This window comes from Paenarthrobacter sp. UW852, assembly GCF_024608385.1.
Classification (GTDB): domain Bacteria; phylum Actinomycetota; class Actinomycetes; order Actinomycetales; family Micrococcaceae; genus Arthrobacter.
In genome coordinates, this window is the sequence record NZ_JAMSGY010000013.1 from 1 (window position 1) to 19,160 (window position 19,160).

16 protein-coding genes and 1 pseudogene are annotated in these 19,160 nt (G+C 61.4%); 6 read left to right on the plus strand and 11 right to left on the minus strand.

Features of this window, described 5'->3' with window-relative positions:
- From NEK97_RS18350 to typA, 5 genes are all read right to left on the minus strand, one after another.
- Window positions 1–1,271 (minus strand): citrate synthase (locus tag NEK97_RS18350; RefSeq protein WP_257371171.1); only part of this gene is annotated, 1,271 nt, incomplete at its 3' end.
- Window positions 1,272–1,503: 232 nt separating this feature from the next.
- Window positions 1,504–2,652, minus strand: coding sequence for a succinyldiaminopimelate transaminase (dapC, locus tag NEK97_RS18355; protein ID WP_257371173.1), 1,149 nt, complete (start codon window positions 2,650–2,652; stop codon window positions 1,504–1,506).
- A gap of 14 nt (window positions 2,653–2,666) precedes the next feature.
- On the minus strand, window positions 2,667–2,993 hold the full coding sequence (gene fdxA, locus NEK97_RS18360; RefSeq protein ID WP_211711286.1) for a ferredoxin: 327 nt from the start codon (window positions 2,991–2,993) through the stop codon (window positions 2,667–2,669).
- A gap of 319 nt (window positions 2,994–3,312) precedes the next feature.
- Window positions 3,313–3,726, minus strand: a complete 414-nt coding sequence (locus NEK97_RS18365) for a hypothetical protein (protein ID WP_235516901.1) — start codon at window positions 3,724–3,726, stop codon at window positions 3,313–3,315.
- 34 nt (window positions 3,727–3,760) lie between these two features.
- Window positions 3,761–5,677 (minus strand): translational GTPase TypA, encoded by a 1,917-nt coding sequence (gene typA / locus NEK97_RS18370; RefSeq protein WP_257371175.1) that lies wholly within the window; start codon window positions 5,675–5,677, stop codon window positions 3,761–3,763.
- 282 nt (window positions 5,678–5,959) lie between these two features.
- Here typA and NEK97_RS18375 point away from each other — a divergent pair, with 282 nt between their 5' ends.
- Window positions 5,960–6,811: an SGNH/GDSL hydrolase family protein gene (locus NEK97_RS18375; protein ID WP_257371176.1), complete on the plus strand. Its 852-nt coding sequence runs from the start codon at window positions 5,960–5,962 to the stop codon at window positions 6,809–6,811.
- Between the two features lie 97 nt (window positions 6,812–6,908).
- Here the strand turns inward: NEK97_RS18375 and NEK97_RS18380 are convergent, their stop codons facing one another.
- The 4 genes from NEK97_RS18380 to NEK97_RS18395 all read right to left on the minus strand — a co-directional run bounded on the left by NEK97_RS18380 (window position 6,909) and on the right by NEK97_RS18395 (window position 12,386).
- Window positions 6,909–8,624, minus strand: a complete 1,716-nt coding sequence (locus NEK97_RS18380) for an ABC transporter ATP-binding protein (RefSeq protein ID WP_235516907.1) — start codon at window positions 8,622–8,624, stop codon at window positions 6,909–6,911.
- 11 nt (window positions 8,625–8,635) lie between these two features.
- The gene (locus NEK97_RS18385; protein WP_257371177.1) at window positions 8,636–9,619 is read right to left on the minus strand and encodes an ABC transporter permease; all 984 of its coding nucleotides are present in this window, start codon (window positions 9,617–9,619) and stop codon (window positions 8,636–8,638) included.
- Complete coding sequence (locus NEK97_RS18390) at window positions 9,609–10,538, minus strand: ABC transporter permease (protein WP_235516911.1); 930 nt, start codon at window positions 10,536–10,538, stop codon at window positions 9,609–9,611. The genes NEK97_RS18385 and NEK97_RS18390 overlap by 11 nt, the downstream gene beginning before the upstream one ends.
- 210 nt (window positions 10,539–10,748) lie before the next feature.
- A complete protein-coding gene (locus NEK97_RS18395; RefSeq protein WP_235516913.1) occupies window positions 10,749–12,386 on the minus strand; it encodes an ABC transporter substrate-binding protein in 1,638 nt (545 codons plus the stop codon).
- 305 nt (window positions 12,387–12,691) lie between these two features.
- Between NEK97_RS18395 and NEK97_RS18400 the strand changes: the two genes are divergently transcribed.
- Genes NEK97_RS18400 through NEK97_RS18410 form a run of 3 tightly spaced genes read left to right on the plus strand, consistent with a single transcriptional unit; the run spans window position 12,692 to window position 14,727 of the window.
- Complete coding sequence (locus NEK97_RS18400; RefSeq protein ID WP_257371178.1) at window positions 12,692–13,384, plus strand: histidine phosphatase family protein; 693 nt, start codon at window positions 12,692–12,694, stop codon at window positions 13,382–13,384.
- A 24-nt stretch (window positions 13,385–13,408) separates the two neighbouring features.
- Window positions 13,409–13,960, plus strand: a complete 552-nt coding sequence (locus NEK97_RS18405; protein WP_257371179.1) for a DUF3090 domain-containing protein — start codon at window positions 13,409–13,411, stop codon at window positions 13,958–13,960.
- The gene (locus NEK97_RS18410) at window positions 13,960–14,727 is read left to right on the plus strand and encodes an SCO1664 family protein (protein ID WP_257371180.1); all 768 of its coding nucleotides are present in this window, start codon (window positions 13,960–13,962) and stop codon (window positions 14,725–14,727) included. The genes NEK97_RS18405 and NEK97_RS18410 overlap by 1 nt, the downstream gene beginning before the upstream one ends.
- A gap of 90 nt (window positions 14,728–14,817) precedes the next feature.
- On the opposite strand, the gene NEK97_RS18415 is transcribed toward NEK97_RS18410, so the two are convergent.
- Complete coding sequence (locus tag NEK97_RS18415) at window positions 14,818–15,072, minus strand: hypothetical protein (RefSeq protein ID WP_257371182.1); 255 nt, start codon at window positions 15,070–15,072, stop codon at window positions 14,818–14,820.
- A gap of 717 nt (window positions 15,073–15,789) precedes the next feature.
- Between NEK97_RS18415 and NEK97_RS18420 the strand changes: the two genes are divergently transcribed.
- Window positions 15,790–16,407 (plus strand): hypothetical protein, encoded by a 618-nt coding sequence (locus NEK97_RS18420; RefSeq protein ID WP_257371183.1) that lies wholly within the window; start codon window positions 15,790–15,792, stop codon window positions 16,405–16,407.
- Window positions 16,408–16,470: 63 nt separating this feature from the next.
- On the opposite strand, the pseudogene NEK97_RS18425 reads toward NEK97_RS18420, so the two are convergent.
- Window positions 16,471–16,769, minus strand: a pseudogene (locus NEK97_RS18425) (DUF4193 domain-containing protein).
- Between the two features lie 1,104 nt (window positions 16,770–17,873).
- On the opposite strand from NEK97_RS18425, the gene NEK97_RS18430 reads away from it, so the two are divergent.
- Window positions 17,874–18,773 (plus strand): alpha/beta hydrolase, encoded by a 900-nt coding sequence (locus tag NEK97_RS18430; RefSeq protein ID WP_257371267.1) that lies wholly within the window; start codon window positions 17,874–17,876, stop codon window positions 18,771–18,773.
- Window positions 18,774–19,160: the final 387 nt, after the last annotated feature.

Below are 19,160 nucleotides of genomic sequence, written 5' to 3' on the forward strand. Positions count from 1 at the left end.
TAGTTGCGCTCCGGCTCCCCTGTGTAGAGCTGCCGCGGACGGCCGATCTTGGTCTGGGGATCGTTGATCATTTCGCGCCACTGGGCAATCCAGCCCGGGAGGCGGCCGATGGCGAACAGAACAGTGAACATCTTCTCCGGGAAACCCATGGCCTTGTAGATCAGGCCGGTGTAGAAGTCGACGTTCGGGTACAGCTTGCGCTGGATGAAGTAGTCATCCGCAAGGGCCTTCTCTTCAAGGCGCATGGCGATGTCCAGGAGTTCGTCGTTGCCGCCGAGCTTGCCAAGAACTTCGTGTGCCGTTGCCTTGATGATCTTGGCGCGGGGGTCGTAGTTTTTGTAGACACGGTGTCCGAAGCCCATGAGGCGGACGCCGTCTTCCTTGTTCTTGACCTTCTCCATGTAATCCTCGGGCTTGATGCCGTCGGCCTGGATCTGGCGGAGCATCTTCAGCACGGCCTCGTTGGCACCACCGTGGGCGGGACCGAAGAGGGCGTTGATGCCGGCGGACACCGAGGCGAAGAGGTTCGCGTTGGACGAACCCACCAGGCGCACGGTGGACGTGGAACAGTTCTGCTCGTGGTCGGCGTGCAGGATGAGCAGGAGGTCCAGGGCCTTGACGACCACCGGGTCCATTTCATACTGCTCGGCCGGAAGGCCGAAGCTCAGACGCAGGAAGTTCTCCACCAGGTTCATGGAGTTGTCCGGGTACAGCATCGGCTGGCCAATGGACTTCTTGTGCGCGTAAGCGGCGATGACCGGGAGCTTGGCCATGAGCCGGATGGTGGAAACTTCCACGTGCTCCGCGTTAAAGGGGTCCAGCGAGTCCTGGTAGAACGTGGACAGCGCGGAAACGGCCGAGGAAAGCACCGGCATGGGGTGGGCGTCGCGCGGGAACCCGCCGAAGAAGCCCTTGAGTTCTTCGTGCAGGAGCGTGTGGCGGCGGATCTTCTGGTCGAACTCTTCCAGCTCCGTGGGAGTGGGGAGGTTCCCGTAGATCAGCAGGTAGGAAACTTCGAGGAAGCTCGAGTGCTGCGCGAGCTGCTCAATCGGGTAACCGCGGTAACGCAGGATGCCTGCGTCGCCGTCGATGTAGGTAATGGCCGAGGTGGTGGCCGCTGTGTTCATGAAGCCGGGGTCATAGGCGACGGCGCCCGTCTGCTTCAGCAGCTTGGAAACGTCGTAGCCTTCGTTTCCTTCTACAACCTTGATGCGCGGCAGTTCGAGTTCGCCGCCGGCATGGCGCAGTGTCGCGCTGGTGGTCTCAGTCATGGAGTCCCCTTCATGAGGCCTTTGGGCCTCTATCGAACGCTTGTCCAACCAACTTCTGGTGTCGCCGCCTTCGGCCCTACTGTTGCAGGGCTCCAACGGCCGAAGTGCTTTCTTAGAGAAGGCCACCATTGATAGTCAGTTAAAAAGCTACCGCCAGTAACCCTGCGGAACTAATCCGTGCCGTCCGGTTACTGGCGGAATAGCGCTATAAGTGGCGCAAGTCACAGCTTTGTTATGAGCCTGTACCCAAGCGCTCGACGGCGGCATCAATACGTTCGTCGCTGCCCGTGAGCGCTACACGGATAAAGCCGCTTCCAGCGTCTCCGTAGAAAACACCCGGCCCCACCACGATGCCCAGCTCCGCGAACCGCGCCACGGTGTCCCACGTTGGTTCTCCCGCAGTGGACCACAGGTACAGTCCGGCCTTGGATTCCTGGATCTGCAAACCGAACTTCTCCAGCGCCGGGACCAGCCTTTCGCGGCGGCCACGGTACAGATCTTTTTGGGCCAGGACATGGCCGGCATCCCCCAGTGCCACCCGCATGGCTTCCTGGACGGGGTAGGGAACGATCATGCCGGCGTGCTTCCGGCTGTTCACCAGGTTGGCCATGATTGCTGAGTCGCCGGCGACAAAGGCCGCACGGTACCCGGCTAGGTTCGACTGCTTGCTCAAGGAGTACACACACAGCAGACCGTCCGTGGAACCGCCGGTAACACGGGGATCCAGGATGCTCGGTACAGCCTCTCCCCCGCGCTGGGCGTCCCATTCGCCCCAGCCGAGTTCGGCATAGCATTCATCGGAAGCCACCACGGCACCAATCTCGCGGGCCTGTGCCACGAGCCGGCGCAGCGACTCAACGTCGCGGACGCTTCCGGTGGGGTTGCCGGGCGAATTGATCCAGATCAGCCGTACCTTCGCACGGGTGGCGGGGTCCAGTGCATCGAGGTCATCCGCGGCAACCGCCGTGGCGCCGGCCAGCGAGGCTCCAATGTCATAGGTCGGGTAAGCAACCGTAGGGCGCATAACGACATCCCCGGTGCCCAAACCGAGGAGGAACGGCAGCCAGGCCACCAACTCCTTCGAGCCCACCGTCGGCATGACATCCTTCGGATCCAGCCCCGGTACGCCGCGCCTGGCCGCGAACCAGTCCACTACAGCTTGGCGAAGTGCCTCAGTGCCGTGGACTGTCGGATAGCCATGCGCGTCCGATGCGTTGGCAAGGGCCTCACGAATCAAGCCAGGAGTGGGATCCACCGGCGTGCCGATGGAGAGATTCACCACGCCACCAGGGTGCTTGGAGGCGGTGGCAACGTAGGGCGCCATGGCCTCCCACGGGTAGTCAGGCAGGTTCAGGCCGAAAGCCGGCGCCGCGGAAATCAACGAAACTACCGCCCTTAGTGGTCTTGGTTCTGCGGGGGCAGTGCCGCAATGAAGGGGTGGTCCTTGCCCGTGTTGCCCACCTTGGCGGCGCCACCCGGCGAACCGAGGTCGTCGAAGAACTCAACATTTGCCTTGTAGTAGTCGGCCCACTCTTCGGGGGTGTCATCCTCGTAGTAGATGGCCTCAACAGGGCATACAGGTTCACAGGCACCACAGTCGACGCATTCATCGGGGTGGATATAGAGGGAACGCTCACCTTCGTAAATGCAGTCGACAGGGCATTCTTCAATACATGCCTTGTCCTTGACATCCACACACGGCTGCGCGATTACGTACGTCACGTCCCAGACCTCTCCACAGTTTGTCCCGGTGATGACCGGGGTAATACGGCCGGCATCATGCCGGGCACTCAACTTCCGAGCCTATTATCCAACAGTGCGCCGACGCCAACCTAGCCCGCGTCTTAGTATGAATCCGTGACTTCGCCGCATTTGCCACCCGGACAGTTCCTTCGCAGCGCAGAGCCGGGAATCCGGGTCGTGGTGCGCTACAGGATCGAAGACGGCTTAACGGACGCGCTGGGCTACCTATTGAGAAGCAGCGACAGCAGCTGCACCGTGCGGACCCGGACGTCCGACGTCGAGATTCCCCTGGCGATGGTCATCGCCGCGAAAGAGGTTCCGCCGCCACCGCCGCGGCGGGCTTCCCGAATCGCAGGCGACTGACAACCACCAGCATGATCATTGTCACTGCGCCGATGCCGAAGACCCACACATTTCCGACGGCGTCGCCCAGCACCAGTTGCTTGGCCGCGCCCGCAGAGGACAGGACGCCGACGGCGGCATAGCTCACCACGCCGGCTACCGCCGTTGGGGCTATCGAGCGCGTCCAGGCGGCCAGCCACAGCTGCACGGACGCCAGAAGCACCAAGGCCGCGGCGACTCCCCACGGGACTTCGACGCCGGACCAGAGCGCGCTTTGACGGTGCAGGGCGGTTCCTGCCGCGGCAACGAAAAGAGCCGCCGGGACGGCCGTGGCAATGCCACGGGCCGCACCGGCGACTCCTCTCTTCATTCAGCTGTTCCTGGCTGGTTCAGGCCAGTACAGGCTAGGACTTGGCGCGGGCGCGGTTGGCCTTCGCGCGCTCGTTGGAGTCCAGGATGACCTTACGGATACGGATGGCATCCGGGGTGACCTCGACGCACTCGTCTTCACGGGCGAATTCGAGGGACTCTTCGAGGGTGAGGTCGCGCGGCGGCGTCAGGTTCTCGAAGGTGTCGGAGGAAGCCGCACGCATGTTGGTGAGCTTCTTTTCCTTGGTGATGTTGACGTCCATGTCATCTGCGCGGGAGTTCTCGCCGACGATCATGCCTTCGTAAACCTCGGAGGTGGGCTTCACGAAGAAGGAACCGCGCTCCTGCAGGTTGATCATGGCGAACGGGGTAACAACACCGGCGCGGTCGGCGATCATGGAACCGTTGGTGCGGTACTCGATCGGGCCGGCCCACGGCTCGTAGCCCTCGGAGATGGAAGCGGCGATACCGGCGCCACGGGTGTCCGTGAGGAACTTGGTGCGGAAACCGATGAGGCCACGTGCAGGCACGATGAACTCCATGCGGCACCAGCCCGTACCGTGGTTGGCCATGTTGGTCATGCGGCCCTTACGGGCTGCCATGAGCTGCGTAACAGCGCCAAGGTACTCTTCGGGCACGTCGATGGTCATGTGTTCCATCGGCTCGTGGACCTTGCCGTCGATGGTCTTGGTGACTACCTGCGGCTTGCCAACGGTGAGCTCGAAGCCTTCACGACGCATCTGCTCGACGAGGATGGCCAGTGCCAGCTCGCCACGGCCCTGGACTTCCCAGGCGTCGGGACGCTCGGTGGGGAGGACCTTGATGGAGACGTTACCGATCAGTTCCTTGTCCAGGCGATCCTTCACCTGGCGGGCCGTGACCTTGGCGCCCTTGACCTTGCCGGCCAGCGGCGAGGTGTTGATACCGATGGTCATGGAGATCGCGGGATCGTCCACGGTGATCAGCGGCAGCGGCTGCGGGTTCTCGGCATCCGTGAGGGTTTCACCGATGGTGATCTCCTCGATACCGGCCACAGCGACGATCTCGCCCGGACCAGCCGACTCGGCGGGGACGCGGGTGAGCGCCTGGGTTGCCAGGAGCTCGGTGATCTTCACGTTCTTGAGCTCGCCGTTGGCACGTGCCCAGGCAACGGTCTGGCCCTTGCGGAGCGTGCCGTTGTAGATGCGGAGCAGGGCGAGGCGGCCAAGGAACGGCGAGGCGTCCAGGTTGGTCACGTGGGCCTGCAGCACGCCGTCCGGGTTGTACGTCGGAGCCGGGATGTGCTCGATGATGGTCTTGAAGAGGGGCTCGAGGTCCTCGTTCTCCGGTGCCGAGCCGTTGGCGGGCTGATCCAGGGATGCGCGGCCAACCTTGGCGGCAGCGTAAACAACGGGAACTTCGAGGACCTTGTCCAGGTCCAGGTCCGGAACTTCGTCCGCGAGGTCCGAAGCCAGGCCCAGGAGGAGGTCCATGGACTCATGGACAACCTCGTCGATGCGGGCGTCGGGACGGTCGGTCTTGTTGACCAGCAGGATGACGGGCAGGTGCGCTGCAAGGGCCTTGCGGAGCACGAAGCGGGTCTGGGGCAGCGGGCCCTCGGAGGAGTCGACCAGCAGGACGACGCCGTCAACCATGGACAGACCGCGCTCAACCTCGCCACCGAAGTCGGCGTGGCCGGGGGTGTCAATGACGTTGATGGTGATGGTCTCGCCATTGGACGACGGGCCGTTGTAGGCAACCGTGGTGTTCTTCGCGAGGATGGTGATGCCCTTTTCGCGCTCCAGGTCACCGGAGTCCATGACACGGTCCTCAACCTCACCATGGGAAGCGAAGGAGTTGGTCTGCTTGAGCATGGCGTCGACCAGGGTGGTCTTACCGTGGTCAACGTGTGCGACGATCGCGACGTTGCGCAGATCGCTCCGCGACGCAGTGTTGGTGATGGTTTCAGACATGCGTTAATGACTCGATTCAGTGGTGAAGTCAGCTGTTTGTATCCGCGCGCATACCTGATCGACTTGATCGGAACACACAGCGAAAAGACCCCGGGACACAGGGCACCTAAAGCAAGTCTAAACGCAGAAGCATTTATGCGCCTAAAAAGCAAGCCATCAGCGGCTGGGATGTGGCCTTGCTCACAGCACATCACTGTTCAGTAACCACACGTCCACTTGCTGGATTTTCCGGCGTTCGTGCCCCATGATTGCAGCAGAACCAGTGCCACACGGAGACCTACGATGCGCAAAGCCCCGGCAACGTTCCGCATGCTCGCACCATTGATCGCCGTCGGCGTTCTTTTGGTGGGCTGCGGACAGAACCAAACACCACCCGAAACCGTCTCAACGCGATCAGCCGCGCCCGGGCCGGCACAAACGTCCGCCGCGGAAAAACCCCTGCGGTCCGCGCCCTCCCCGACCGCACTGAACCTGCCTGTCGGTTCCCTGTACAAGAACCCCACGAACAACCGCAACGAACTGGTGCTGGCCGACGTACGCCACACGGCGGTACTGATCGGAGACTCGCAGGCCATGCCCAAGGACTCCTGGCCGCAGCAGGGCATTGCTGCCCTGGGATACAAGCTGCATGTCGTGGGCATGGGCGGCACGGGCTATGTTGCTTCGAACGGCAAGACGGGAAACTACATTGACGCACTCCAGCGTGGCGACTGGGTACTCCCCTATGGCGAGCCTCCCCTGATCGTCATCGAGGGCGGCGGCAACGACGCCACCCAGCGGGCAACGGACGCCCAGATCACCAGCAATGCCGAACGGCTGCTGGCGGCGCTGACCAAGCGCTACCCAGGCTCCAAACTCGCCATGATCGGTACTCTCGCCCGCGGTGCCAGTAACGGCGGCGCCCGACGCACCGAAGTGGACGCACTCGTAGGCAGGATCGCAGCAAAACACGGCATACCGTTCGTCAGCGCCGGCGACTGGCTCACCCGGTACAACGCCGTTGGAGATCTCCAGGACGGCGTCCATCTGAAACCCGCAGGACACGCCAAGCTGGGGGCCGTCCTGGCCCGTGAGCTCACCGCACTGGGCCTGACTGCGCGTCCTGACAGTGAAACCGGGACGCCGGCACAGTAGCGGCCTGCAGGCAGTTTAAACGGCAGGAGCCGGTGGTTTCCTTTGGGGAAACCACCGGCTCCTGCTATTTGCGGCTTTGTTGGAGTTCGACGCCGGGTCAGGCCACCTCGGGCGGCAGAAGCAGCGAACCACCGGGGATGGCATCCAGCAGGGCCTGGGTGTACGCCTCACGGGGGTTGTCGAAGACGTCGTCCGTGCTGCCCGTTTCCACCAGCTTGCCCTTCTGCATCACGCAGACGTGGTCCGCGATCTGCCGCACAACGGCGAGGTCGTGGGTGATGAACAGGTAGGTCAGGCCCAGGTTGTCCTGGAGCTCTGCCAACAGGTTCAGGACCTGGGCCTGCACCAGCACGTCCAAAGCGGAGACGGCCTCATCGCAGATGATCACTTCGGGGTCCAAGGCCAGTGCTCGCGCAATCGCAATGCGCTGGCGCTGACCGCCGGAGAGCTCATTCGGGTAGCGACGCATGGTCGACTGCGGCAAGGCCACCTGGTCCAGAAGCTCACGGACCTTCTTCTCCCGGCTGGCCTTGGTGCCGATCTTGTGAGTGCGCAACGGCTCTTCGATGGTCCGGAAGATGTTGTACATCGGATCGAGTGAGCCGTACGGGTCCTGGAAGATGGGCTGCACCCGGCGGCGGAACTTGAACAAGTCCCGGCTGTTCAGCGTGGAGGTGTCGACGCCGTCGAAAATGATCTTTCCGGACGTCGGTTCCAGCAGGTTCAGCACCATCTGGGCAACAGTGGACTTGCCCGAGCCGGACTCCCCCACAATCGCCGTGGTGGTACCGCGGCGAACGGAGAACGAGACTGAGTCAACAGCCGTGAAGTCAGTGGTCTTGCCAATACCTCCACGGAGCTTGAAGACCTTGGTCAGGTCCTCAACCTTCAGCACCTCCTCGGGAAGTGCCGACTCGACCACCACGGGTTCCGTGGGAGCCAGCAGCTCGTCGGACTCGACACCCTGTTCCTTGGCGACCTGGATACGGCGGGACGCCAGGGAGGGCGCTGAGGATACCAGTCGCTTGGTGTAAGGGTGCCGCGGGTTGCGGAGCAGCTCGAGGGACGGACCGGATTCCACAACCTGGCCCTTGTACATGACCACTACTTTGTCCGCCCGCTCGGCCGCCAGGCCGAGGTCGTGGGTGATGAGCAGAACGGCCGTACCCAGCTCGGACGTCATCTTGTCCAAGTGGTCCAGGATCTGGCGCTGGACCGTCACGTCAAGGGCCGACGTCGGCTCATCCGCGATCAGCAGGCGCGGCTGGCAGGAAAGGCCGATGGCGATCAGCGCGCGCTGGCGCATGCCGCCCGAGAACTCGTGCGGGTACTGCTTGGCGCGGCGGGCTGCGTCAGGCAGGCCTGCCTCGGACAGGACCTTGGCAACGTCCTCGGGGCCGGACGGAAGACCGTTGGCTTTCAGGGTCTCCTTGACCTGGAAACCGATCTTCCACACCGGGTTGAGGTTGGACATCGGGTCCTGCGGCACCATCCCAATGGAATTGCCGCGGAGTTCGATCATCCGCTTCTCGCTCGCGTGGGCAATGTCTTCCCCGTCGAAGAGAATCTCGCCGGCAGCTACCCGGCCGTTCCCCGGCAGCAAGCCGATGGCGGCGAGGGCCGACGTCGACTTCCCCGAACCTGATTCGCCCACGATGGCCACAGTTTCACCGGGCATCACCGTGAGGTGGGCATTCCTGACGGCGTTGACCTCACCATTGCTGGTGGCGAAGTTGATCGCGAGGTTTTTGATCTCCAGCAGGGGACGCTCGGAGCCGGCGACTTCTTCCTTGATGTGAACTGAAGAGTTCATGGCTTCGCCTTTCATCGCTTACGCGCTTTGGGGTCGAGGGCATCACGCAGGGCATCGCCGAGCATGATGAAGCTCAAGACTGTAATCGACAGGGCAATAGCCGGGTAGAGCAAAGGCATCGGGTTTGATCGCAACGAAGCCTGCGCTGCCTGGATGTCGTTACCCCACGACATGACGCTCGGTGGGAGCCCGATACCAAGGAAGGACAACGTGGATTCGGCCACGATGAACGTGCCCAGCGAGATGGTTGCCACCACGATGATGGGAGCCAAGGAGTTGGGGAGCACGTGGCGCAACAACGAACGGAACTTGGAAACACCCAGCGAGCGGGCAGCGACCACAAAGTCGGCATTCCTGACTTCAATCACTGCGCCACGGGTGATGCGGGCAATCTGCGGCCAGCCGAAGACGATCAAAATCAGTACCAACGTCCACACCGTGCGGTTCGCACGGAAAACGGGCAGCTGCATCATGACAATGGCGCCGAGGATAAGCGGCAAGGCAAAGAAGATGTCCGTCAGGCGCGCCAGCAGGGCGTCAGCCCAGCCACCGTAATAACCGGCCAGCGCACCAATGATGCCGCCAAAGAGAACGACGCCGATGGTGGTAAACAGGCCGACAGTCACCGAGGAACGGGTGCCGAAGATGACGCGGGCATAAACGTCACAGCCCTGCTGGGTAAACCCGAGTGGGTGCCCGGAAGCCGGCCCGCCATCGGAGTTGGACAGCTGGCAGGCCTCGGACGTGGGATCGATCTGCGAGAACAGGCCCGGGAAGAGCGATACAACCACGACAGCCAGGATCATGATCGCCGAGATGATGAACAGCGGCTGCTTGCGCAGGTTCTTCCACGCTTCGCCCCAGAGGCTCGAAGGCGCGGAGTCTTCCTTGACCTTGTCGGTCGCCTGGAGGGGCGTTTCTTCAAGATCGGCAACGAAGTGCTCGATGTGGCGCGGGGCGGTGTCCTGCCCAGTGAGGTTATTTTCAGGAGTCATAACGGATCCTCGGATCAAGCCAGGCATACAGAAGGTCAACGAGCAGGTTGGAGAGACAGTAGATCAACACCAGCACTGTGACGATGCTGACCACGGTTGGGCCTTCACCGGACAGGACGGCACGATACAAACGGTTACCCACACCAGGGACGTTGAAGATGCCTTCCGTAACGATTGCTCCACCCATCAGCGTGCCGAGGTCGGCTCCCAGGAAGGTCACCACCGGGATGAGCGAGTTGCGGAGAATGTGCACATTGATGACCCGGAAGCGGGACAGGCCCTTGGCCGTCGCGGTCCGGACGTAGTCGGCATTCATGTTCTCGATGACGCTGGTGCGGGTAAGCCGCAGAACGTAAGCGAATGATGCCAGGCCAAGAACGATGGCCGGCAGGATCAGGTCTTGAACCGTAGCCGCCGCACTGACCGTGGGTTTGGCCCACCCCAGTTGCACGCCAATGAAGAACTGCAGGATGAAGCCGAGCACGAAGATCGGGATACCAATGACGATCAGGGATGCGATCAACACGGTGCCGTCGAAAAGCTTGCCCTTGCGAAGACCTGCGACCAAGCCGAAGGCGATGCCGAAGACAGCTTCAAAAATCAGGGCCATGACGGCGAGGCGTGCCGTGACGGGGAAGACCTCGCCAAGTACGGCTGCGATCGGCCGGCCGGAGAAGTCCTGGCCAAGGTCGAACGTGAAGATGCTCTTGAGGTAGAGCAGGTATTGAACAATGAAGGGCTGGTCCAGGTTGTACTGGGCACGCAGCTTGGCCGCGACCGCTTCGTTGACGGGTTTGTCGCCGAAGAGTGCAGCAATGGGGTCGCCAGGAAGGCTGAAGACCAGGAAATAGACCAGCAGTGTCGCTCCCAGGAAAACGGGAATCAGCTGGAGGAAGCGTTTAAGGATATAGGTGGCCATCAGCTCACCACACCCCGATCAGCAGGCACCCGGGGCTGGGGTGCAGCGGAGTTGTTCATCAAAGAACCTTTTCGTCTGATGTGCAAACGTTCCATGCCAAGGCAGTGTAGGCCTGCACAAGGACGCCCAACCAGAGTTGGGCGTCATTGATTTGCAACGAGATAAGGCGGCGGAGGTGCTCAACTGAGCACTTCCGCCGCCGAATCGCGCTTACTTGCCGGTGATGTTGTAGTAGAGCGGGACGCCGTCCCAGCCGTAGTCAACATTCGAGACGCCGGTGCTCCAGCCACCCTGTGCTACCTGGTACCACAGCGGGATGGCAGGCAGGTCCTTGAGAAGGATTTCCTGCGCCTTGTTCATTGCCTTGTTGCCGTCGGAAACGCTCGGGGCGGACAGGCCATCGGAGATAGCCTTGTCGAACTCGGGGTTCGCGTAGCGGGCATCGTTGGAGCCTGCACCGGTCTTGTAGATCGGTCCGAGGAAGTTGTACAGCGACGGGTAGTCTGCCTGCCAGCCGGCACGGATCGAACCGGTCAGCTTGGCCGAGGTCGCGAGATCGCGGGCTTCCTTGAAGGTGGCGAACGGAAGGCCTTCGGCCTTGATGCCGAGGTTGTTCTTGAGCTGGTTGGTCATAGCCTCAACCCAAGCCTTGTGGCCACCCTTGTCAGCGTTGTAGGCAACGGTGAAGACGGTGTTCGGATCCCACTTCTGGATGGCATCGGCCTTGGCCCAGAGGTCCTTGGCCTTGGCGGCGTCGAACTTCAGGTTGTCAGAACCGGGGATGCTGTCGCTGTAGCCGTCCAGAACGGGAGCGGTGAAGTCCTTGGCCGGCTGGCGACCGCCGCTGAAGATGACCTTGGTGATCTCTTCGCGGTTGATGGCCATGGAGATGGCCTGGCGGCGCAGCTTGCCGGCTTCGCCACTCCACTCCGGAAGGTATTCCGGGATGGCAATGGTCTGGTTACCCGCGTACGGCTTCTCGATGAAGCGATCGCCAAGGTCGGTCTTGAAGTTCTTCAGTGCGCTGGTGGGGATGGTCTGCAGGATGTCCAGGTTGTTGGACAGCAGGTCCTGGTATGCAGCGTCGTCGTTCTGGAAGATCTTGAACGTCACGCCGCCGTTCTTGGCCTTGCGCGGACCGTTGTAGTCGGCGTTCGGGACCAGCTGGATCTGCACGTTGTGCTGCCAGCCGTTCTCTGCCATCTTGTACGGGCCGTTCCCTACAGGCTTTTCGCCGTAGGTCTTGGGATCAGCAAGAGCTGCTGCCGGAAGGGGCATGAAGGCCGTGTAGCCGAGGCGCAGCGGCCAGTCGGACTCGGGCTGCTTGAGCTCAACGGTGAAGGTGGTGTCGTCCACGACCTTGAGGCCGGACATGGTCTCCACTGTGGAACCTTCGGCGCTGGTCTCGTCGTAGCCCTTGATGCTTTCAAAGAACGTGGCGCTGAGCTGCGCGTTCTTTGCTGCTGCACCGAAGTTCCACGAGTCAACGAACGTCTTGGCCGTTATGGCTTCGCCGTTGGTGAACTTCTGGTCCTTCTTCAGCTTGATGGTGAAGTTCTTGGCGTCAGGCGCCTCGATGGACTCCGCCAGCTCGTTGACGGGCTTACCGGACGGGTCGTAGCTGACAAGGCCCGAGAAGATCAGCGTGGCAATCTTTCCACCGCCGACCTCGTTGATGTCTGCCGGCATGAGCGGGCGCTGCGGCTCAGAGCCGTCAGCAATGATGACCTTGTTGGGGTCGCCCGCGGATGAACCGGAGTTGTTGCTACCGCCGCCACCGCAACCGGTGGCTGCGAGGGCGATGATCGCCGCTACGCCTAGAGCTTTGGAAGTGCGCGAGAAACGCATTCCGCCTCCTATGAGTCGTGGAGTTGAGGAGGGGAAATTCGTGATTCCCCCCAGGCACAGGCACAGTTTCCTACTGTGACGTTGCCTACATGTGAGTGTAAGCCTACCCACATTGCGTCCGGATGTTGGGACTTGATGGCCAAACTGTAACCGTTCCGCAACCTCTACATGCCTAAACTGCCGGGAATTTCAAGTCAAACGCTACTCGGTGGTAGCATTCGCTGTCTGACAGCAGGACAGGAACGATTTTCGCCGGTGCCGGGCTGGCGACCGACCGCCGTCGGGCGTGTAGTTAGGCTAAGGGAATGGCGACAGTTATCCTCGTGCGGCACGGACGCACCACAGCCAATGCCTCCGGACTCTTGGCCGGGCGGGCCCCCGGAGTCAGCCTCGACGCGATCGGGCGCGACCAGGCAGCCGTCACCGGAGACCGGCTTGCGTCGGTGCCATTGGTCGGGGTGGTGTCGAGCCCCCTTGAACGTTGCCGGCAGACTGCCGGGCTCATCATTGACCGCCAGGCCGTCAAGCCGTACTCCCCGATCGAACCTGCGCTCACCGAGTGTGATTACGGCCAGTGGCAGGGACGCAAACTCAGTGAGCTCGCAACCGAGGACCTGTGGCAGGTCGTACAATCCCAACCATCCGCAGCCGTCTTTCCCGGCGGCGAGTCGATGGCCGCCATGCAGGCCCGCTCAGTAGCAGCCATCAGGCGCCACGATGCAGCCTTCGAAGCCGAACACGGCCCGGAGTCCGTATGGGTGGCGGTCAGCCATGGCGACGTCATCAAGTCCATACTCGCCGATGCGCTGGGAATGCACCTTGACCTCTTCCAGCGCCTCAGCGTTGACCCCGCCTCGGTATCGATCGTCCGCTACGGCTCCCCCCGGCCTGCCGTCGTCGCGACCAACACGGTGGCCGGCGATCTTTCCTGGCTCTCCCGGAGCGCGCCCTCGGGGGATGCCCCCGTGGGCGGCGGCGCCGGGCACACGACGCCCTGAGCGTCCTCTGCCTAGAATATTGACATGCCTACACGTGTTCACGAGTTTGCTTGGCCCGATCGGGTAGTGATCGGTACGATCGGCCTTCCGGGCGCGCGCACGTTCTACCTGCAGGTGCGCGCAGGGAAACAGATCGTAAGTATCGCCATGGAGAAGCAGCAGTCGGCTCTCCTGGCCGAGAAAATCGACGAGATTCTCGACCAGCTCATCACGGTGGGAGGCAATCCCTTCAGTGTTCCCACGGGCACTCCCATAGAGCTGGTGGACAATGATCCGCTGGAGCCCGTCCAGGAGCAGTTCCGTACCGGAGCCATCAGCCTGGGTTGGGACCCCACCACGGCCCAGGTGGTGATCGAGGCCTATCCCATCTCCGAGCTCGATGACGAAGACGATGATGCGCTGGACCTGGATGATGCTTCCGACCGCGAAATGCTGCTGGTACGGATGCCGGTAGGAACAGCCCGTGCGTTCGCTAAGCGCACCCGGGAGATCGTGGACGCCGGCCGTCCTCTGTGCCCGTTGTGTGGCAACCCGATGGATGCCGAAGGTCACGTCTGCCCCTCCCCCGGGCTCTGATGCCGACGCCGGACCTGCTGACCGCGGAGCTCACCCTCACCGGACGCATCACGACGGCATCCAACGCCACATTCCTTGGCCGCATCGGCGAGGTTGCGGTCGTCTACAAGCCGATAGCAGGCGAAAGTCCGCTCTGGGATTTTCCCAGCGGGACCCTGGCTCACCGTGAGGTGGCCGCTTTTCTGGTCTCGGAGACCTTCGGGTGGGGCGTCGTTCCCCGGACGTGGCTGCGCGATGGCCCACTGGGCGAAGGAATGGTGCAGCTGTGGCAGGACCAGGACCCGGCCCAAAACGCCGTGGATCTGGTGGCGGCGGATTCAGTGCCGGAGACGGGTTGGAAGCGTGTTCTCGAAGGCCAGGACGAGAACGGACGGACCGTTGCGCTGGTCCACGAAGATACGCCGGCACTCAGGCGCACAGCGGTGTTCGACGTCGTGGTGAACAACGCCGACCGCAAGGGTGACCACATTCTTGCCATGGCTGACGGACACCGGCACGGCGTGGACCATGGGCTCACCTTTCACCAGGACCACAAGCTGCGCACCGTGCTGTGGGGGTGGATTGGGGACGCCCTGAACGCAGATGAACTCGCCGGACTGGATCGTGTCCGCGACGGGCTCCACGGCGAGCTGGGTCAACAACTCGCGGGGCTGCTCAGTGCCGAAGAAGTCGAAGCATTGGCGTTGCGCTCCGACCGCTTGCGCTCTGTTGGGCAGTTCCCAGCGCCCAGCGGACAAGCGCCCGCGGTGCCCTGGCCGTTGTTTTAGGGGCGAGCTCCAGCCTCTGTGGAACGTCTGGATGTTGATGAACGAAGATGTTCCAATTGGTCACAAGCTTGGCTTCTGAAGATCCCTTTCTCAGTTGTGGTATCTGATGAATGACACCCAGAGAGCTGCGGCAGTAACCCCTGCAGCGTGACAAGGGGTGGAGACCTGGGCGCTGTAGCCCATTGCCTTCAACGCCCACAGCTTCTTGTCGACAGCGGATTGACAATTGGCCTGGGTCGATCCGGCGACATATGTGTATTGGTCCGCCGCGGCCTGTGCAGCAGGTGCCGCGACAGCACCCACTCCAGCCAGCACTCCGACCGAGAGAACTACGAATGCGAACATCGTCGGCTTCTTCTTCGTGATGACTCCACTTCTTCGGGATCCTACCTCAGAGGCATTTCGAGCTCAGGCGAGAATTCGAGGCCTTGACCATCACATAGTCGCCAGAGCCTATTCTGATGACAAAATCGTCAGAGACCAGCACGCATCCGGGGCCTCGGCGCCGTAGGGCACCCGAACGCATGCTCTGCTGCCAGTTTCTAAGCGCCCGTGGCAACCCAGGCTGAGCAACCATAGATGCCGGTGCCGGCGCTTCGGTTGTTGAGGCACGCCCGGACATACACGGCCGCTGCCCTGGGTTTGACCAACAGATCCATACCCAGCGCTATTGGTCAGGGTCGCACTGTAAGTAGTTCCATTCGACACATACCTCAGTTGAGCCACAGATGAGACACCGTCCGACTTTGTGTCCTGGCTTGTCAGGACTTTGCTGGACGAGCTGTAGTAGGCGTAGGAGCCGGTCACTGACGCCCCCGCACTGGCAGAAGCCATCGGCGCGGTAGCCAGCATTGCGATTGCCATGGCGCCAGCTGCTGCAGCACCGGAAAGAGCCAATAGTGATTTACGCATGTCGTAATTCCTTCCCCAAAAGTTAGTGAATTAGTGGCACCACATCCGCCTGGAAACGTGCTGGCGATCACCCCGCGAAGCCGCTCTGGTACCTTCACCGGTCGGTGAAGACGGGGAAATTCGCAGTCAATCAAGCGTCACGTTCACGTTATGCGCCTCACACATCAAGTAGCAGCTATTTCTGAATTCGCTGCAGTCGCTTGGGGTCATTCGGACACCGAGCCTTACGGCGCGAAAGGTCAATTGATGAAGAAGTTCAGGCTGTTTTCCAGCCACTCAGAAGATTCCACCGTTCCCGGCAGCAAATCAGCGATTGCTCAAGCGCAAAATGACAAGGCACGAAGAAGGCGTTTCAGGGCACTCACTGCTGTCTCCATCGTCGGTGCCACCCTGTCCGTGACGATGATGGCAGCCCCTGCCAATGCCGCCGGCACGAAGCTGTCCAGCAACATCCAATACTGTCGACAGTTTCCTCACAATGGATGGGGCGGCCAGCTCTACTACAGCGACGGCGGCTCGAAATGCGCGCAGGTCTACACGAACAACAACCTCAACATCAGACGAGGACCCGGCACCGGCTATGCCCTCACTGGTTCCATGCTGAGCAGCGGCCGGGTCTATGAGTTCGACTGCTGGACAACGGGCACCTGGGTTGACGGGGACAACATCTGGCTAAAGCTATACCCCGGCGCCGGGGGCGCACAGTACGTCTCGGACCGCTACGTCTACACCGGCCCTAACATCACGAGCTTCCTGCCGCACTGCTGACCCGCTTCGAAAGTATAAGGGTCTGGCGCCGAAGCGCCAGACCCTTATAAATCAGGAACAGACTCAGCCTTCGCACTCCACGCAGTACGCGTGACCGTCCTTCTCACGGGCAATCTGGGAGCGGTGCCGGACCAGGAAACACGAGAAGCACGTGAACTCGTCATCGGACTGCGGTACCACCTGGACCACCAGTTCTTCGGCGATGAACCGCCACCGGGACCCTCGTGGTCCAGCCCGTCAGCCTGGTCGAGTTCCAGCACAACACTGCCTGCGTCAGGAGCATTGGCGGACTTCAGCGCGTCCAGAGAGCTTTCCTGGGATTCCTTGACGTCGGAGGGTACCTCGTCGTAATCAGCTGCCACGGTGCTCGTTATCTCCCTCTTACTGTATTCAGATCCTCGTCCTGAAAGGTACACGATCACAGACAAATTCCCCAGCCCCAATACGCTCCAAAAAACAGCCTCAGAGCAGTCCATCCGCCGAGGCTGATTGGTAGGGTAATGCAGTGTGGCCGTGCAGACCCAGACCGTTTCTCTGAATCCAGGGTCCCTGCTTAGCCACGCAGGAGGCGGAACCTCAGCGCACCATGGTGTGCCGATGCACATGGGGCGAATCGGACTACAACTTGTCCGCCGTCGCCGGCGTCCTTATCCCACACTTCCGCGAGAACAATCAGAGCTTCGCGGCCATGGTGTCCACGCGGAGAAGGCGACAGAGCAGAATCCGTCTAGTGCAAAGGGAGTCAGGTGGTGATGACTTGGAGTTGTGGTTGGTTCTGGCCGAGTCTGGTGTCCAGGACGCTCACCAGCCCCACGGCACCAAGTGGCTCGTAGACAGCGAACGAGACAGTTCTTGACGCTGACGAAACGGTTCTGGTTACGTCGAGCGCGATCCAATCCCTGGTTGTGGCCACGACCTCGGCACAGTTCCCAAAGCGCCGCTCCCCAGGGTATTGCCGAGTGCGGGGCGAAGTTGTTCCAAGTTACCGTTGACTCCGACCATGAGGCCGGGGCCAAAGAGAATGCCTGTAGTGCGGCTTGTGGGCCTCCCGAGTACTGCCAGTCTGCACTGTGGCTGAAGCCCTTGTCGGGCGGAGATACAGACGGTCATAGTGAAGATGCTTTTGTCCAAGCGCTCAGGAATGATGGGCCCGTCCAGGGTGCCACGTTCCAGCTCGGCGTCGGCGGCCTACCCTCTACCTCCTTTGCATCGTAATAGCTCAAGAGATTTTGTCGCCTTGGACATCACGCAACTACCGCATGAGCCCAGTCTGACCACAAAGTCATATTCCGCGGGTCAACATGCGTGCAATTCTTCTTCGTTTTCTCCGTCCCAGGAGCGATGGCGAGCCGGCGGTTTCAGCTACCGCGGCCCGCCCCTCACGTCGGTGCCCTGAAGACAACCACGAGCATTGCCGGCCAGAAGACCAGTTGCTCTTTTTTCAGCTCTGCGGGTTGCTCATGCAAATGTCGAAAACCCTCGGGTCTATCTCGATCAGCCCAGGAGATCCTTGGCTCGTTTGTTCCAAAAACTGCTTGAATTGCTCCGGCGTAAGCGGCTCCTTCGTACCGTCATGGCGATTCACGCAATCAGCCCCGGGTGTCGATACAACGGTGGCCACGAGCATGCCAGATCTAGTCCGGGCCGCCGACGGCCAATACGGAGAGCAATACCGCATTGCCGAGCTGAGTTCGACCCCGGCAGGAAACCCGCCACGGCTGGCAGTGGTGGGATGGTTAGCTTTTGAACCTGCATCAGCTGCAGGTGTCTTTGACGACACCAATGCCAGGACAGGTGGGTCGTTCCTGAGGAAAGACATCAACGCTCTCGCGGCCGTTCAGGACAGCCTTGGAAACGTTGCCAGAAATAACATCTCTGGCTTGTCCTATGGCACGTTGACGGCCCAGGCTGCAGCTGTGGAGGGCGTAGCTGTCGACAGCGTCAATCTCAACGCTGATATTGGCGTTCTGCAGGGAGTGTCAGGCGTAAAGGACTTTCACCTCAACCCCGGGGCAGATGTCTACCAGACCAAGTTCACCGTCGACAATGTCTCCGAAATTGGAAACGTAGGCAGAGAACGTATTCAAGGCTTCCACACGCAGACGTTCCAGGCTCCTCAGGGTGGCCCGTCGTTCACAGTGCCCATACCCGGTTATGGTGCAACGCAGCTCGGAGCCGATGGCACCGGGACTGCCGAAAACGAAGTGTCAGCATTACCAACCGAGAACCACGGCTGGCTCCAGGCAGAAGGCAAACTTGGATACGCTTCCGTAGGTACCGAGTCCAGCATCAACCAAGCCAACGCCTCACTGGGCCTGACAGATAGGCTGACGAACTCAGGAAAACCCGTGGTGCATAACAAATGAAGGAACCAGAATTGCTGAACAGACGAAGAATGACGGCAACCGTTTTCACGGCCTGCTCGGTCCTTCTGCTCGCGTCCGGATGCTTCTCCACAACACCGGGCAATGATGGAACGGCAACTCCCTCATCTTCGCAATCGAATTCAACAAGCGATCTTCCCAGCAGCGGAGAAGGAACGACAATGACGCCAGAAGCAGCCAGCACGGAGTTCTTCGGACTACTCGATGAGATCCAAGCGATGGCGCCGGGTGATTGGACCAATAAGGATGTTCCGGCAGGTGGCTACTGCAACTTCCAGAGAACCGGAAGCGGCAAAGAATTCGGCGGATCCAGGACCAGAGGGCCCCTTGGCGACACCGAGCGCGAGATGCTAAGGCAAAAGGTCGAGG

What these genes read in the sequence shown, in the direction of transcription:
- NEK97_RS18405 (WP_257371179.1), top strand. Translation starts at nt 13,409, where the DNA reads ATGCCTACACGTGTTCACGAGTTTGCTTGGCCCGATCGGGTAGTGATC.
- NEK97_RS18415 (WP_257371182.1), bottom strand. Translation starts at nt 15,072, where the DNA reads ATGTTCGCATTCGTAGTTCTCTCGGTCGGAGTGCTGGCTGGAGTGGGT.
- typA (WP_257371175.1), bottom strand. Translation starts at nt 5,677, where the DNA reads ATGTCTGAAACCATCACCAACACTGCGTCGCGGAGCGATCTGCGCAAC.
- NEK97_RS18390 (WP_235516911.1), bottom strand. Translation starts at nt 10,538, where the DNA reads ATGGCCACCTATATCCTTAAACGCTTCCTCCAGCTGATTCCCGTTTTC.
- NEK97_RS18375 (WP_257371176.1), top strand. Translation starts at nt 5,960, where the DNA reads ATGCGCAAAGCCCCGGCAACGTTCCGCATGCTCGCACCATTGATCGCC.
- NEK97_RS18395 (WP_235516913.1), bottom strand. Translation starts at nt 12,386, where the DNA reads ATGCGTTTCTCGCGCACTTCCAAAGCTCTAGGCGTAGCGGCGATCATC.
- NEK97_RS18400 (WP_257371178.1), top strand. Translation starts at nt 12,692, where the DNA reads ATGGCGACAGTTATCCTCGTGCGGCACGGACGCACCACAGCCAATGCC.
- NEK97_RS18365 (WP_235516901.1), bottom strand. Translation starts at nt 3,726, where the DNA reads ATGAAGAGAGGAGTCGCCGGTGCGGCCCGTGGCATTGCCACGGCCGTC.
- NEK97_RS18380 (WP_235516907.1), bottom strand. Translation starts at nt 8,624, where the DNA reads ATGAACTCTTCAGTTCACATCAAGGAAGAAGTCGCCGGCTCCGAGCGT.
- NEK97_RS18420 (WP_257371183.1), top strand. Translation starts at nt 15,790, where the DNA reads ATGCGCCTCACACATCAAGTAGCAGCTATTTCTGAATTCGCTGCAGTC.
- NEK97_RS18410 (WP_257371180.1), top strand. Translation starts at nt 13,960, where the DNA reads ATGCCGACGCCGGACCTGCTGACCGCGGAGCTCACCCTCACCGGACGC.
- NEK97_RS18430 (WP_257371267.1), top strand. Translation starts at nt 17,874, where the DNA reads ATGTCGAAAACCCTCGGGTCTATCTCGATCAGCCCAGGAGATCCTTGG.
- NEK97_RS18385 (WP_257371177.1), bottom strand. Translation starts at nt 9,619, where the DNA reads ATGACTCCTGAAAATAACCTCACTGGGCAGGACACCGCCCCGCGCCAC.